The 16,418-nt window shown below is 42.6% G+C and carries 10 protein-coding genes; 3 read left to right on the top strand and 7 right to left on the bottom strand.

Annotation, left to right across the window (positions count from 1 at the left end; genetic code table 11):
- Positions 1–2 precede the first annotated feature (2 nt).
- The 3 genes from B3P16_RS15225 to B3P16_RS15215 all read left to right on the top strand — a co-directional run bounded on the left by B3P16_RS15225 (position 3) and on the right by B3P16_RS15215 (position 4,298).
- The gene (locus B3P16_RS15225) at positions 3–1,595 is read left to right on the top strand and encodes a SusD/RagB family nutrient-binding outer membrane lipoprotein (protein ID WP_286752300.1); all 1,593 of its coding nucleotides are present in this window, start codon (positions 3–5) and stop codon (positions 1,593–1,595) included.
- Positions 1,596–1,669: 74 nt separating this feature from the next.
- The gene (locus tag B3P16_RS15220) at positions 1,670–3,106 is read left to right on the top strand and encodes an alpha-L-fucosidase (RefSeq protein WP_286843459.1); all 1,437 of its coding nucleotides are present in this window, start codon (positions 1,670–1,672) and stop codon (positions 3,104–3,106) included.
- A 157-nt stretch (positions 3,107–3,263) separates the two neighbouring features.
- A complete protein-coding gene (locus B3P16_RS15215) occupies positions 3,264–4,298 on the top strand; it encodes a sialidase family protein (RefSeq protein ID WP_286843458.1) in 1,035 nt (344 codons plus the stop codon).
- A 54-nt stretch (positions 4,299–4,352) separates the two neighbouring features.
- On the opposite strand, the gene B3P16_RS15210 is transcribed toward B3P16_RS15215, so the two are convergent.
- The 7 genes from B3P16_RS15210 to B3P16_RS15180 form a co-directional block, all read right to left on the bottom strand.
- Entirely contained in the window at positions 4,353–6,716 is a 2,364-nt protein-coding gene (locus tag B3P16_RS15210) for a glycoside hydrolase family 3 N-terminal domain-containing protein (RefSeq protein WP_286843456.1), read from the bottom strand.
- A 407-nt stretch (positions 6,717–7,123) separates the two neighbouring features.
- On the bottom strand, positions 7,124–7,618 hold the full coding sequence (locus tag B3P16_RS15205; protein WP_286843455.1) for a hypothetical protein: 495 nt from the start codon (positions 7,616–7,618) through the stop codon (positions 7,124–7,126).
- A 92-nt stretch (positions 7,619–7,710) separates the two neighbouring features.
- On the bottom strand, positions 7,711–8,559 hold the full coding sequence (locus B3P16_RS15200; protein WP_286843454.1) for a glycerophosphodiester phosphodiesterase family protein: 849 nt from the start codon (positions 8,557–8,559) through the stop codon (positions 7,711–7,713).
- 138 nt (positions 8,560–8,697) lie between these two features.
- Positions 8,698–9,912, bottom strand: coding sequence for a purple acid phosphatase family protein (locus B3P16_RS15195; protein ID WP_286843452.1), 1,215 nt, complete (start codon positions 9,910–9,912; stop codon positions 8,698–8,700).
- Positions 9,913–9,977: 65 nt separating this feature from the next.
- Positions 9,978–11,630, bottom strand: a complete 1,653-nt coding sequence (locus tag B3P16_RS15190) for a SusD/RagB family nutrient-binding outer membrane lipoprotein (RefSeq protein WP_286843451.1) — start codon at positions 11,628–11,630, stop codon at positions 9,978–9,980.
- Positions 11,631–11,643: 13 nt separating this feature from the next.
- Positions 11,644–15,297 carry a SusC/RagA family TonB-linked outer membrane protein gene (locus tag B3P16_RS15185; RefSeq protein ID WP_286843450.1) on the bottom strand — a complete coding sequence of 1,218 codons (3,654 nt, stop codon included), beginning with the start codon at positions 15,295–15,297 and terminating at the stop codon, positions 11,644–11,646.
- Positions 15,298–15,413: 116 nt separating this feature from the next.
- On the bottom strand, positions 15,414–16,403 hold the full coding sequence (locus B3P16_RS15180; protein ID WP_286843449.1) for a FecR family protein: 990 nt from the start codon (positions 16,401–16,403) through the stop codon (positions 15,414–15,416).
- Between the last annotated feature and the right edge of the window lie 15 nt (positions 16,404–16,418).

The raw sequence follows: 16,418 nt of genomic DNA, 5'->3' as shown, positions 1-16,418 counted from the left end.
TTATGAAAATCAAAAAACACATCTTACTTGCTGGTCTATGTGCCGCGGGTATTACAGCAATAACCTCTTGTAGTAAATCATCTTTTGATGAGTTATATAGAGATCCAGGAAAAATAAGTGAAGTGTCAGCCGACAAACAGTTCGCAGGAATTACCTATTCCTACAGAGAACTGGTTGTACCAAGTTACTGGAATTACTTTGTTATCCTCCGATCGACTGCTAATCGCTATGTTCAAGCTACGGGATGGGCAAACGAGAATAATCAATTGATACCTGGAGGTGCTTCTATCCAGGATCGTTGGAATACTTATTATGCAGGTCTTGCACAATATCGAGAATTTGAAAAAGTATACACAGCTTTGCCAGAAGCAGAGCGAACTCAGCTACGCATATTTTACCTTGCAGCGAAAATTTTCTTTTATGATCAAACGCAACAAGTTGTTGATTTACATGGAGACATCCCTTGGTCGCAAGCAGGCATGTTGAGTACCAATGGCGGAAATTATCCGAGCTCGTATGCTAAATATGATACTGCAGAAGAAATATATAAAGCTATGCTGGATGACCTAAAATCCATCAGTACCGAGCTTAATACGTTGCCAGCACTAACTTCAGGTGTTTCCACGTCTTTTAAAACCCAGGATTTAATAAACAAAGGTGATATTACACTATGGAAAAAATATTGTAATTCCCTTCGCCTACGTATGTTGACTCGCGTCAGTGCTGCCTCTACTTTTACAGCAAGAGCAAACCAAGAGCTGGCCGACATTGTTGGAAATCAATCAACTTATCCTTTAACTCTCACCAATGCAGATAATATCGACATCAGTGTCTTCAATTCAGGATCTGATATCAATGCGAGAGGATTTAGAGATGGTTTAGAAAGCTGGAACGCCAATATTGCCGGGAAAGTAATGATCGACAACATGGTGTCAAAGGCAGACCCGAGATTACCATTTATTTTTGAACCTGGACAAGGTGCAAATGGGGCTTATATTGGGCTAGATCAGTCTCTAACGAGTGCAGAACAAACTGCTTTGATTTCCGGAACACCAGCTAATCCAAGTAAGATTGCCATCTATAATCGTTCTACTTACTCGAGAAATGAATATTTCCCAGGGTTATTGATCACGGCATCGGAAGTCAATTATTTACTTGCTGAGTATTACAACAGGACTGGAAATAATGCTGCTGCAAAATCAGCCTTCGAACAGGGTATAAAACAATCCATCGCACTATTCCCTGCAATCAGAGCATTGAGCAAAGATAATACGACTACTGCCGCAACTCAACCAACAGAAGATCAGATTAATACCTATATTTCAAATATTGGTTGGGGAACAAATAACATTCAATTAATCGCTACTCAAAAATGGCTACATTTCAATGTTATTCAACCTTTACAATCCTGGGCGGAAGTAAGAAGATTAAATTACCCTGTATTTACTTTTAGAACAGAAGTATCTGATATTCAAAAAACTGTCCCTGCGAGATGGAATATCCCCGCAACAGAAGTGAATTTAAATGGCGCAAATTATGACGCTGTAAAAAGCAAAGATAAGCTTGACACCAAACTCTTCTGGGACGTAAATTAACGCAAAAGCTACATCTATCTACAAGAAGGCCACCTAAGGTGGCCTTCTTTTTATCATTTTCACTATCTTTATCCATGCAAAAACTAAAAACCATTATATCCACCGCGCTGATTGCTTCAAGCGCAACATTAGCGTTTGGCCAAGCACATAACGTATCTAATGGCTATCAAAAACCGACAGATCCTCTAGTGATTGAAAATCTCGAACAATGGCAAGATATGAAGTTTGGTCTTTTCATGCACTGGGGTACCTATAGTCAATGGGGAATCGTCGAAAGCTGGAGTATCTGTCCTGAAGATGAAGGCTGGACGCAACGCAAACCCGAACATGGTAAAACCTATTTTGAATACCTCAAGAACTACGAAAATCTACAGACTACCTTTAATCCAACAGATTTTAATCCACAAAAATGGGCCGATGCCGCTAAAGCTGCCGGCATGAAATATGTCGTCTTTACAACCAAACATCACGATGGATTTGCCATGTTCGATACCAAAGAATCGGATTATAAAATCACCTCTGCTAAAACGCCATTTTCGACAAACCCAAAGGCCAATGTAACCAAAGAAATCTTCAACACATTCCGCAATGACGGCTTCAAAATTGGCGCCTATTTCTCCAAACCGGACTGGCACTCCGATTACTACTGGTGGTCCTACTTTCCGCCAAAAGACAGAAATGTAAATTACGATCCTAAAAAATATCCGGATCGCTGGCAAAAATTCAAAGACTTTACCTACAATCAAATCAACGAGCTGACTTCCGAATATGGCAAAGTCGATATCCTTTGGTTGGATGGTGGCCAGGTCCGCCCCTTAGAAACGGTTGACAAATCTGTTGACTGGCAACAGACGATCAAAATGGATCAGAATATTGACATGGACCGCATCGGTGGCATGGCAAGAAAAAATCAACCGGGTATTATCGTCGTTGACCGTACGGTACCTGGAAACTGGGAAAATTATGTCACTCCCGAACAAGCGATTCCTGAACATCCGTTGGATATTCCATGGGAAAGTTGCATCACCATGGGTAATTCGTTCAGCTATGTGCCCAACGACCAATACAAACCAACCAAAAAGATTGTTGAAACATTGGTAAAAATTATTTCTCGCGGCGGAAACTACTTATTGAACATAGCCCCTGGCCCTACAGGAGATTACGATCAGGCTGCATACGATCGCTTGAACGAGCTGGCAGCCTGGATGAAAATCAATCAAACTGCAGTGTTTGCAACACGTACCATTGCTCCTTATCACCAAGGTGACTATTACTACACCAGAAGCAAAGACAGTAAAGTGGTCAATGTATTCCATCTTTCTGAAGGTGACACTTACCAGCAGCCCAATGAATACGTCTTTCAAGTACCCGACAATTTTAACGTAAAAAAGATTGCTATTCTAGGTCATAAAGGTAAATTGGACTGGTCTCAACGTGGTAACCAAATTACCTTGAGAAGTCCTAGTACACGTTTTAGCTATGCTACTGCAATTCAATTGCAAGGCAAATAATATAAAATTCCGTTGGATACGATCCAACGGAATTTTATCATTTAACAAGGTCATTGTTTACCGATGATCGCCTGAACATTTAACATCCCCAAAGCTGCTCAGGAATAAGAAAATAAGTCATCAACAAACTATAGGGGTTTTAGAACCTTAAATTCCAATGAAAAAAATCAACCTATTTCCATTATTTATCCTTCTTTTTGTATCCTCATGTGCAACGTATAAACCTCAGATCCTGGTGTCAGAGCAAATTTTTAAAACAGGTCAGGTTCCATTCCAGCAATGTCATGCCTCCACGATTCAAGTTATCGGAAAAGACAGTTTATTGGCAGCCTGGTTTGGTGGTACTCATGAATCTAACCCCGATGTTGTCATATGGAGTTCACTGTATAGTCATGGACAATGGCAGCGTCCTGTACAGATTGCAGACGGTATCCTTGGTGACAACCGCTTTCCAACATGGAATCCTGTTTTCTATCAATACCCGCACAGTGACACCTTATCTTTGTATTATAAAATAGGCCCCAACCCCAGAGAATGGAAAGGCTATGTCAAACATTCGATTGATAAGGGAACCAGCTGGTCAGCACCGCAGCAGTTACCTGAAGGTATATTGGGGCCTATCAAGAATAAACCGCTCACCTTGACAAACGGACTGCTGCTCTCCCCCTCCAGCACGGAATCCAAAACAGAAATCTGGAAAGCACACCTGGAAATCAGCCGCGATCATGGCCGCTCTTGGTCCGTCAGCGCAATACGCCCAGATACCAGTATCCAGGTTATTCAGCCCAGTGTGATCCAACACGCAGATGGACGCATTCAGGTGCTCTGTCGAAGTAAAGAAAATAAAGTGATGGCAGCATTCTCAGCAGATGAAGGCCTTACCTGGGGCCCCTGGCAAGCCACAAACCTGCTCAATCCCAATTCTGCCACCGACGCCATCCGTTTAAATAATGGTTTATTGATGATCGTCTTCAATCCGGCTATCGCTGGCAACGACTGGTGGGAAGGACGCACAAAACTGCATGTCGCCATATCAAAGGATGGCTTACAGTGGAAAGATGTTCTAACCCTTGAAGATGGGGTTAAGAATGATGAGTATTCTTATCCAACAATTATTCAGGACACAAATGGTCTTATCCACATCACCTATACCTGGAACAGGAAAAGTATCAAACATATTGTGCTCAAATAAAAAAAAGGACTGTCCAAAATTGGGCAGCCCTATAGTATTGTTTGCGGTTTAGGATTAATAATCTCTCGTTAATTCCATTTCGCCCTTTAGTCGGATATCATCGGAAGATGCTCCAACCAAGAATTTAAACTTTCCTTTCTCGATCTTCCATACCTTGCTTGGACTCCATAATTTGAGGTCCTCCTTGGTCAATTGAAAAGAATAACGTTCTTTCTTTCCAGCTGCAATGTTTTTACGTTCAAATCGCTTCAATTGCATGACCGGTGTCACGACCGAACTTACTTCATCCACAACATACAGCTGTGCGACTTCATCGCCAGCCAATTTACCGTTATTGACGACATCGAATGACACTGTGCAAGCGAAATCATGTTCAGCCTCCTTCAAAGAGACCTGTAAATTGGAGTAATCAAAACTACTGTAGCTCAACCCATAACCAAAAGCATACAATGGTTTGGCCGACATCTCCACATAATCGTGATGTTTAGGTTTTGTATGGTTGTAATGTACAGGAAGCTGGCCGACCGAACGAGGTACCGAAATCGGTAATCTTCCAGCGGGATTGTAGTCGCCAAACAAGACATCGGCAACTGCCAAGCCTCCCTCCTGTCCTGGGTACCATGCATTCACAATTGCTGGTACATTGTCAGCAGCCCAATTTAAGTTCAATGGTCTTCCCATAATCGTAACAAGTACAAGGGGTTTTCCGGTAGCCTGTATCGCTTTCAGCAACTTGATCTGATCGCCCATCATATCCAGGGAAACGCGGTCAAATCCTTCTCCACTCTCCATATCACTTACCGTATTGGGATCAACATTGGCCGCCCCAGTTGCTTGATACGACGTTTTAAAATCACGTGCACTCGAACCTCCGAGTACTAAAACCACCGCATCGGCCTGCTTTGCAGCTGCAACAGCAGCAGCAATATCGGAATTGCTGGTATCACGGATCGCACATCCTTTGACATAATCGATCTTGGTATTTTTATCCACTGCCGCCCGGATTCCGGTCAGCAAAGTCTGCACTTTACCATCGGCCTGTGGAGCAGTATAATCGCCCAGCTGATTATAAGGATTATCGGCATTTGGCCCTATAACGGCGATTCGTTTCAACGATTTACTTAAGGGTAAGATATGCTGATCGTTTTTAAGCAAAACAATCGACTCGCGTGCCACTTGTCTTGCCACCGTTTTATTTTGCGTCGTAGCGACTTTTTGCGCTACCATTTTTTCATCCACATAAGGATGATCAAAAAGACCAAGATTGAATTTCATACGAAGTACCCGGGCCACTGCTGTATCGAGAACGGCAGGTTCAACCAGCCCCTGTTGAACAGCCTTAAGCAGATTTGAACCATAACCAGTCCCGCTTAGATCAACATCCAATCCGGCATGTATACTTTGTGAAGCAGCTTCTTCTGCAGTCGCTGCTGTTGCATGACCTCCATTGAGCCCTGATATACTCAATAGATCCGATACGACAAAGCCCGTAAATCCCCAGTCTTTCCGTAGGATGTCATTCAACAACCAGGAATTGGCTGAACAAGGAATACCATCAATGCTATTATATGCCGTCATAACCGACCCAGCTCCCGATTTTACAGCACGCTCAAAAGGCGGCAGAAAATACTGTCTCAAGCTTCGCTCGCCAAACGATACAGACTCACCATTGTGGCCGCCATCAGGAGCCGCATAAGCAACAAAATGCTTTAAAGTACCTATTATTTTATCCCGCTCACCTAACTTTTCCCCTTGAAAACCGCGGATCATAGCACTTCCCATTTGTCCAATAAGGTAGGGATCCTCCCCATAGGTCTCTTCAGTACGCGACCAACGCGGATCTCGTGCTAAATCTAATACAGGACCGTAACCGTTTTTACCACCCACGGCATAAGTCTCCATCGCGATTGTTGAAGCCATATCCTGAATCAACTGTGGGCTCCATGTACTCGCCTGCCCAATTGCCGTAGGAAACACCGTTGCTCCAATAGCCATATGTCCATGTGGCGCCTCCTCAGATAACAGCAATGGAATACCCAGTCGTGTACTATCCACCATATAACGTTGGATCGCATTTGTAGCACGCGCAGCTTCTACTGGGCTCAACCCATTCAGCAAGGTTTTTTGTGTCCAAGGATCGGCACGTAAAGTCGCCCATAATAATCCGATATGCTGTTCTTTTACCGCCTTTCGTAATTTATTGCTGATTGTAACCTTTTTTCCGCTCTTGCTATACATGTCCCAGCCCAGCAATTTGCTCAGTTGCCCGACTTTCTCTTCCACAGTCATTCTTCCCAATAGATCACTTACCCGTTTTTCAATAGGTAAGGTACTATTCTTATAAGGCAATTGCTGGGCTTGAAGTTGTGGGCAGAGCAATGTCGTCATTGCGGCCATCAGTAATATACGGACTTTCATAAGTGGATTATTATTTTTCTAGTTTTATTCATTAATTGGATCCGGTTTTATTAATTCACTACATTTATGCAACCGGTTTCCAAAACACTAAATTAACGATTTAGCCTAAATAATCAAGTTAAATTTTGATTCCTAATTCTTTTAACCATCTATATTTCGCAGCATCGGTTTAAATTACATGTACGTAAAACAGTGAGATCAACGGTCTGATTTAGATTAACTACTCAACTGAAGGAAAACAAATTGCAAAAAACACAAGGTTCGCTCTAGCACATTGCGAGATCGGCATGACATCAGGGAGCAGGGAAAATTGATCCAATCAGTAGAATGGGATTTTATCCATATATAACTAAAAAAAGAAAGACGGCAAGCCGTCTTTCTTTTGAGTATTAAAGGAAATATACTACTTATTTTTTTGCAGCCACCCGCTTACCTTGAAAATAGTATTCAATTGGAGCTGCGTATGCTAGCGGATTATCATTGCGCGAAATCAATATGAGCTGATCAGCATCAATCTGTACCTCATAACTTTGGTAAGGGCTACTGTCGGCAAACTTGATACTTTTCTTCTCTTTATCATAGATAAAAGCGCGATGCTGTTGTTCAGCAAAAATCAAACTTTCAAATGTTAGCTTATCATCCCCACATAGTTCCTTACCACGATTGACAGTGAACTTATTCGCTGATTCAGCAAATGTGAACGTATACACATTATCCTTTTCACAATCTTTCAGTTTATACTTATGCTGCTCATTTGCCGTACCTTTCACAGACACGATAGGGCTCCATTCAAAACTTTCCAGCTGTTTTTGAACATCCATAGGTACAGTCACTTCATTTTCCTTACTGCAGCTCGTCAGTAAAAAGAGGATAGCAAAACTTCCCGTAAATAATTTATTCATTGCGGTTTCCATTAGTTATAGCTGTATGACGATCATCCTACCAATATCGCTACAATAAATTAATTATTATTAACTAAACAGATAAAAATAGACTAAGAACCGGAAAGCACTTCGCGCCACAAGTTCGGATGATCTGTTTGAATAAGACGTACAAAAGGATATTTCTCCAAAAAAGATCGATAAGCTTCCTTTCCTTCCTGTTCTGCTTTGTCGTCATATTCCCCCAAACTATTCATCCAAAAATAAATACCCTGTTTGCGCAATGCATTAAGTTTTTCGGTATCAGTAAATGATTCATCAAGATGGACAATTGAGGTTAATTTCATCTTTAGTATGGCCTCAAGATCCTTCATACTACGTGCCCTCGGAAAAAGTGTTATCGTTGGATTGAATTTGTAAATCTTGGGCATGTCTTTGTAATCGTAAAGAAAGAACAGCACTTGGTCTTCCATTCCCTCCTGTTCAACAAGTTCATAGGTTTTCTTAATAAACTCTTTGCGATCTTCTTTAAAATCGAGGTCAACAATAATTTTTCCCTTTGCAACGCGCAAAGCTTCCGATAGGGTTGGTATAACATGATCCGAGGCTTCACCATTTGCCTTTTTGCGTAAGTGGAGCTGTTGAAGCTCGGCATAAGTCTGTTTGGCGAGCTCTCCTTGCCCGATTGTCGTGCGATTGACTGTTTTATCGTGCATCAGCACAAGTACACCATCTTTGGTTGCCCTTACATCCACCTCTACCACGGAAGCCCCCTGCCGAATAGCCTCTTCGATAGCGGCAATCGAGTTTTCCGGTTGCTCCAGATGAGCTCCCCGGTGGGCAGCTATGTGTAAACTCTGTTGATCTAACTTGGTTATTAAATCTTTCGACTGAGCATATAAATGGCTTGTAGAACTTACTATCATACTCAACAAGATAGTAGAAAATATAATATTTTTCATTGTTGTATAGCTATTATTTTAAGCAATCTCTTTTTGTTATGCGTTAGAAACCGGCGATCTCGCAGCAGTTACATCTTAATCGCGTCATGGATTGAATCCTGCACCTATATTGACGGAAAGTAATCCGGTTTGAATGGATCACCTTCCGTCTATGTCGTTCTCCTTTTTCGACAACTCGAATGAATCAAACAACTGCCCATTCAACTTGTAGCTTGAAAAATACAGTTTATCAGCGGTCAGTTTGATCACCTGATACAATTGCGTCTGTGAGGTTGCAACTTCCATCCAGCGCTCAGAATCTGATTCATACATCTTAGGCCCCGCTACAGACAGGAGATAGACAGGTCGCTTTTTACCCAGCCCGCCACGAGCATAGGTATGATCGTGCCCCTGAAGGACCAAATCGACACCATATTTCTCGAAAATAGGTTTGAAACGTTCTCTCAAGATGGTATTGTCACGATTTTTTGCCGTGGAGTATACGGGATGGTGCATGACAACAATGTTCCATTTTTTTGTTGACGATGCCAGTACTTTTTCAAGCCATTTTTCCTGCGTTGCTGCTGCAGTCGAATCCAGCATAATCAATTGCGAATTTAGAGAGATCATACGAAGGTCCTGATAATCGAGGTAATAAACAGCATCCTGCATTCCCTCAGGTCCATTCTTCGGCAAGTTGAATTGTACTTTCCAATGCGGATCCAAGACAAGTTTCCCCAACGAATCGCGACGGTACTCGTGATTCCCGGGTGTTGGAACAGCAGGGATCATCTGATGAATAAATCCTGCGGCCTCATGCCATTCTGCCCATTCCTCATCCGCATTTGAACGATTGATCAGATCGCCCGCGTGAACAATAAAACGAGCATTTGCTTCCTGCTGGAAAGCACGACGAATGGCACGTGCCCAACGTGAACGTAGGTCGTTCTGCGCATCACCCAAATAGATAAATGAAAACGCGCCTGAACGCTCCGCAGTTCTGAATTGGTTCCAGGCACTCCAATTGCTGCCATCTCCAACGCGATAGGCATAAACTGTACCGGGTTTCAGGTCACGGAAGGTTACCTGTCCATAAGCATCCTCTTGCTGTCCTCGCTCGAGAGATAGCGCTGTTCCATTTATTGTAGTTGCATTTTTCTCAAGTTCCGGATTGCTCTGTTCTTCGGCAATCTGACCAATGATTTTAGTCCTATCCGCATTGATCCGCCAAGAAACAGACTGTGTATTGCTGGGATTATCGGACCAGGTCAACGTAATCCGATCAGGTTGTTTGGCGTTATTATCCGTCTGGCTTTTCCCTTCCAATAAAGTGCAGCATAGTACTACAGCTAGAAGAATATGTTTGATTTTCATGGTGATATTGTTTTATGAATCGATTTGATTGTTATGTTTAATAACTTTTAATTGATGATTACGAATTACCAGGGCTTGTTTGTCCCTTGCAATAACCAAGGTTTTGACCAAGCACTATTTTCATAATCCGCTTGTGAATAAGCGGTCTTTTCAATACGTTTCAAGGCCTCTTCAGCATTTTTCTGATTCACACTCATTTCGGTTTGCATATAAGGTACGCGAACAGGAAGCTGTGTTCGAATGGCTGCGGGGCCGGCCTTTAAAGCGGGGTACCCTGTGCGACGGTAATCAAACCAGGACTGTGCGGCAGTTGTCCAACTGGCGATCCATTTTTGTTCGATAATCTGCACTTGGGTATTTTCAAACGTCACACCTTTCTGACGGATATAATTGGAATAGTCTGCAGCCTTTCCCCAGCTTGCCAGCGACTCCTGTATAGCACGCTCATAATAGGTCTTCGCTGACTCAGGCATCCCCCATCCTTTCCAAGCCGCTTCAGCCAAAATAAAATTAACTTCGGCAGCAGAAAGCAATCGTGCTTTTAATAAACTTCCCTTCGCCGAACGATAGCTATCATTCAGGTAAGAAACATGCGGGTTGATTGAGGTCTGCCCTGGTGTTGGGTTGAGATTGTAGGCTGAAGGATTTTTAGAAACACTTGGCGGCAGTCCAACATACTCCTTATCGGTATCCACCGAAATACCTTTGACAACATCCGGTGATACAATCCGGACACCATTGACGATCTTATCTGTACCTGCAGGTTCAGTATTACGGATTTCAATAGGGATCTCTATCTTTTTCGCCCAAACCGCTAGACGAGGGTCGCCCAGTTCTTGCAGCCGTTCAACTAATGTTGCACACATTTTCATGCGTCTAAAATTACTTCCACTGGCATCATAAACGGTATTTGACGGCCAGGAGTCATTTGCATTATTACCAACAAAATCCATCAACACATCATCGTTTGCACTTGTAATAAGTGGAAATTTATCGGGGTTGGCAACAATACTTTCAATCCCCTGTTTGGCAAAGTCCGCAGACTTTGCTGAAATTCGCATATAATACCGTAATGCCAACGAATTAGCAAAACGGCGCCATTTTGAAGCTTTTCCGCCAAAGTAAACATCCGCATTAGCCAGTACCTCATAGGAACCATCGGGACGGGATAGAAGGTCGTTAGCTTGTTTCAACTCGTCGATAATTCCCTTATAGATTATTTCCTGGCTATCGTATTTCGGAAAATTATATACAGCATCTCCCAGTTCCGCTTTTAAGGCATCGGTATAAGGTGCGTCCCCCCAGAGATCAGTCACCAAACCAAATAAGTAAGCGCGCATCACCAGCGAAACTCCTTTATGGAAATCTAGCCCCAATTTCTCCGCGCGTTTACGCATAAGTTCATTGTCACGTAAAAAGCCATAATAAGCATCCCAGCTCAAAATTCCTCCAGTCCACTCGTAATCATTATGTGAATTGAACCAAGCATCAAACTGCGTGTGCTGCATGACTCCGCCAAGATCTGAGAAACTCAACTCATTGTATTTTTTTGCTGCTCCTGTCAATATTGTCGGTAACAACAGATTGGGATTGGCATCTTCCTCACTTACACCGTTTGGATTGATATTAAGTTCAGTCAGATCTTTACAAGCTGAAATATTCCATACTATACCAAGACCTACTACAGCCATGGTGAATCTCTTCAACTGATTTTTCATTTATGTTGTATATTTAAAATGTCACATTTACTTTAAATCCAATAGGCATTGACCAAGGGGTAACGTTATAGCGCTCAATCCCCTGTTTAAATCCAACACCAGTTTCTGGCTGGAAGGCCATTTCCGGATCTATACCTACTTTTGCTTTGGTCCATAAGATCAGGTTACGGGTATAAACACCCACGCTACCATTTTCTATCCCAAGACGCTTCAGCCATTTTCCTGTTAAATCATAGCTAAAGGAAAGTTCCCGAAGCTTGATAAAAGATGCATCAAATGTCGCTGCATTCATAAAATCCCAGGGGTAATTGTCTGAATAAGCGATATATTTTGTTCCTTCACCACCCAGATTCTCCGTATAACCTGTGATATTACCTTTATCATCATATTGTGCGATAACACCAGGATTAAACACGCCAAAATTGCCAACAAGACCACCCACACTGATCGGATAACCACCATACTCTTCGCCTGGTCCTCCAACAATGGGATAACGATTGCCCTGTACACGAACAAGATTGTTATCGACCAAATAATTGCGCAGCGTTTCACCTGTCATCCCATTGGGATTGATCATTTGGTCAAGAAAACGTTGCGTGGTTAGGTTCGATTCGAAATAGCGATAAGTCTGCGACATAAATTTCCCGCCAAAACGCATATCTGCGGCAATATTCATCGTCCATTTTTTATAGCGAAGGCTTGACTGTAGGCCCATCGTGAAATCGGGATTAAAATTTCCGATTTTGTTGCGACTATTATTGATCCGTACAGCCTGCCAAGAACCATTTTTATTGAGAATGGGAAAACCATAATACGGCGACGACTGATCCTCCACGGTCACTAACTTGGAATCGTACAGATCCCCGATCTCTTCCCCGACATAGGTACGTGCCCCACCCCGACCGTCGGTCCAAAAGGTATAGAATTCTACACCATCAGAAAGCTCATCGATACGTGTACGATTGCGATGCCAATTGACACCAACGTCCCAGGACCAATTTTCCCTGGCAATAGGTCGCCCGGAAACAGCAAGTTCAATACCTCGGCTGCTTAGCAGTCCGGCATTGATATTTTTCGAATTGAAACCGCTTGATCCCGGTAAGGTTGTTGAAATAATTTGATTTTTGTTCTCCAGCTTATAGTATGTTCCTTCAAACTTCAATCGATTATTCCACATACCCAGATCCAAGCCAAATTCGTAAGATGTGGCAATTTCGGGCTTCAGGTTAGGAACCAAGAGTGATCCTGAACGTGTTAGCCGCAATACATCACCCCAGCTACCTGGATTACTCAGTACATTGGAAAGATTATAAGGATAAGTATCATTTCCCACGCGCGCAATACCCGCTCTCAGCTTAGCCAAATTGATCGTTTTAGGCAAAGAAAATACCTGGTTGGCCAACACACTTAGAGATGCCGAAGGATAAAAATAGGATCGATTGTTTACAGGTAAGGTGCTGGACCAGTCATTACGACCAGTCACATCCAAATAAACCATATCCCGGTAACTTAGATTGATCAGTCCGTAAACACTGTTTATCGCTCTTTCAGAAATTGTGCTGTAGAAATCCAGGTTCAGTGGACTGATATTGGCCAATGTATAGAGCCCCGGCGTGATGAGTCCAGCGCCATTCTTTGATGTATTTTGCACGGTTTTACCACAATTATACCGCAAATTCCCACCCAATGATCCTGTGATCTGAAAGTCGGTGATCTTCTTTGTATATGCCGTCAGAAAGTCGATATTCTGTTCCATGTTCATCAGATTAACAATTCCATAAGCACCTCTAGGTTCGTTCGTATAACTATAAGGGATTTTTGTTTCCCTGTTTTCCCAATAGATATCCGTTGCGTACCGAATCATGGCCGTCCAATCTTTTTTGATGGTCCAATCTAACCGTAGATTTCCAAAGACACGGTCTCTTGTAAAAGCATTGTTCACCCCATAGGCAAGGAAGTACGGGTTATTGTGGTTGCCAATAGACTGTGAACGCTGTTGAATCTGCTCCTGCCCCGGCAGCCAATAATCCTGCAAATCCAGAATATTGATGTGAGGCGCAACTTCATAGGCCGCTTGCATCGGATTGGTTCCGCGATTTCCAGCAGGTCTATTGTTGGAGTTATTTCTACTGGCATCAAATGAGAGGCCCAATGTCAGGCTATTGCGCAGGCGCATGGTCGAATTGATATTCAAGGTGTTTCTAAACAGATCCGAATTGGGGATAATACCTTTATTGGCCATATTGGAATAAGAGAAACGATAGTCCAGTTTTTCGCTTCTGTTGCTCAGGGAAATCCCATTGGTGCTTGTCACTCCAGTCTGAACAAAGTTTTTGATATTATTGGGGTACGCTTTTAGTTCCGTAGGAATGGGTTTACCGTTCTCGTCAAGTGGACTATTCCATTGGACAGCTTTATAGCCCTTATCTAGCGCAGCGCCTACCATAACACTCGACTCCTCCTCAATAACTAAATTGCCGGGTAGGTCGCCTGGCCGCCATGGCAAGGTGCCACTGGCAAATTTGTTATGCAACTCAATAAATTTATAAGGAATATCAAATACTGTATTACTAGTCACAGCAATAGTCATCTTCTCCGCATTCTTACCACTTTTGGTTGTGATCAGCACCACACCATTACCCGCACGTGAGCCGTAAAGCGCCGCTGCACTTGGTCCCTTCAAGATGGAAATATTGTCAATATCTTCGGGGTTGATATTGGCAATTGCATTACCATAATCCACTTTGTTGTCGTCACCGATCTGACCAACATTATTTAAACTATTCATCAAGGGCACTCCATCCACGACAAATAGCGGCTGGTTGTCTGTACTTAACGATGATGCCCCACGAATCACCATATTCACGCTGGAACCAGTGGGTCCAGTAGAACTAATCGAAACCCCGGGTACTCTTCCGGCCATACCAACCAGAAAATTATCATTGTTGACCCGATTGATATCCTCACCCTTAATTTTACCGACAGCATAACCCAGTGAACGGTCTTGGCGTTTGATACCCAATGCGGTTACCACCACTTCATCCAATTCGTTCGCATCTTCATTTAATATCACCTGACGTATACCTGTCGTGTTGGCATCGAGCTTGAGATCCTTCAACTCTTTTTTTTCATAGCCAACATGGCTTATCAGTACATCGTATACGCCGGCAGCTAATCGAATAGTCACTTCACCTTTGGCATTCGAAAAGGCGCTCTGTCCAGTCAATGGAATATGCACAGAAGCTCCCCCAATAGGCTGTTTTGTGTGATCGACAAGCTGCAATTTCAAATCATAAGATTCTTGTCTACCCGTATTTTTCACAAGAACAATACCGCCTGAGACTCTTTTTGACTTGATGTTGGTTCCGTTCAGAATATAGGCAAGGACTTCTTCGAAGCTCGCATTCTGGAATTTCTTTTCGGCAATTAACACCCGATCTAATTGGAGCATACTCCGATCGTAGCCGATGGCTTGACCTGTTTGTTTTGACAACTGCAGTACCGCCAGCGCGGCGTTGCCACCAGACAAATGAATATTGATATTATCCCAATAAGCGCGATTGATCTTTTCCAATCCTCCAGCATGGCTATTGGTTACAGCACAAGAGACCATGGAGCAGAGCGCAAGCTTTGTCGCAAGGCCGGTAAGCTTAATTATTTTATACATATATTTGTATGAATGTTTTAAACATGAATATTCGGGTGCTCACTGGTCGATTTAGCGGTTTGCCAGATGAGCACTTTTCTTGAGCAGATAAATTATGCTGTTCTACCCCTACAGCTTTATTTGTATAAGATTATTCCATTTTTCTCCCTCCTAAATTTGATTTGATGAATATTGCAAACGATATTCAGCACTTGATCCAATGACTGTACATGCGGTATCATCAGTGAATAATTAAATGTATCAGTATTCAGATTGTCGGTATGCAGCATAACGCCGAAGCGATTATAGATTACTTCTTTTAGTTCCTTGAAGCCGATGTTATTCAATTGCAAACCGCCTTGTGTCCAAAGATTGATATAAGCTGGATCCCTATCGAAAGTTTCAAAGTCATTATGAGCTACGCTATACCGTACGGCCTTACCTGCTGTAAGCATATCGTTCGCTCCATTTTTTGCATTTGCAACACGCACACGCCCCGTTTTAACTTCGACCGTCACCTGTTTAGTAGACATCGAATTGTTAACGTTGAAGGATGTTCCTAGGACTGCGACAGAAACGCTGCCTGTTTCTATCTTAAATGGATGTAAGGTATCCCGTTTGACCCGAAAGAATGCCTCCCCTCGATCTAAAAAGAATCTTCTATTTGAAGCAAAATTTTTGCGATCGTAGCGAATACGCGTATTTCCATTTAAAAAAATGGATGTCCCATCAGGCAACTGAATTTCTTTCAGTTCGCCCGCATCCGTGACCGTTTCTGTCAATAATGCGATCGTTTCTGTCTGCTTTTGGGAAAGCGACATCGGGTTATGCTGAAAAAATAGCAGACTGATACCTCCTATAACCAGAATAGCCGCTGCAGCTGAAAGCCAAGAGAATTTTCTGACCGCTATGGCTTGCATCTTCTTTTCCTTGACAGGTGCTTCAGCTATTCCTACACGAATAAATAATTCTTGTTTGATTTTTTCCCGATGATTTGCATCGATAAAGGGATTAATATCATCGTTTGAAATCGACTCGTACCAATTGTCAACATGACCTCTTTCCTCCTCGGTCGATTTTCCTCCGAGATAATCTGTTATGATAAGTTTAAAACGTTCTAAATTCACCTGCATTAATTTTTA

It is taken from the genome of Sphingobacterium sp. UBA7631 (assembly GCF_002483935.1).
GTDB classification, from domain to species: domain Bacteria; phylum Bacteroidota; class Bacteroidia; order Sphingobacteriales; family Sphingobacteriaceae; genus Sphingobacterium; species Sphingobacterium multivorum.
Note: the sequence above shows the minus strand (reverse complement) of the source record. Positions and strands in the feature narration are given on the sequence as shown.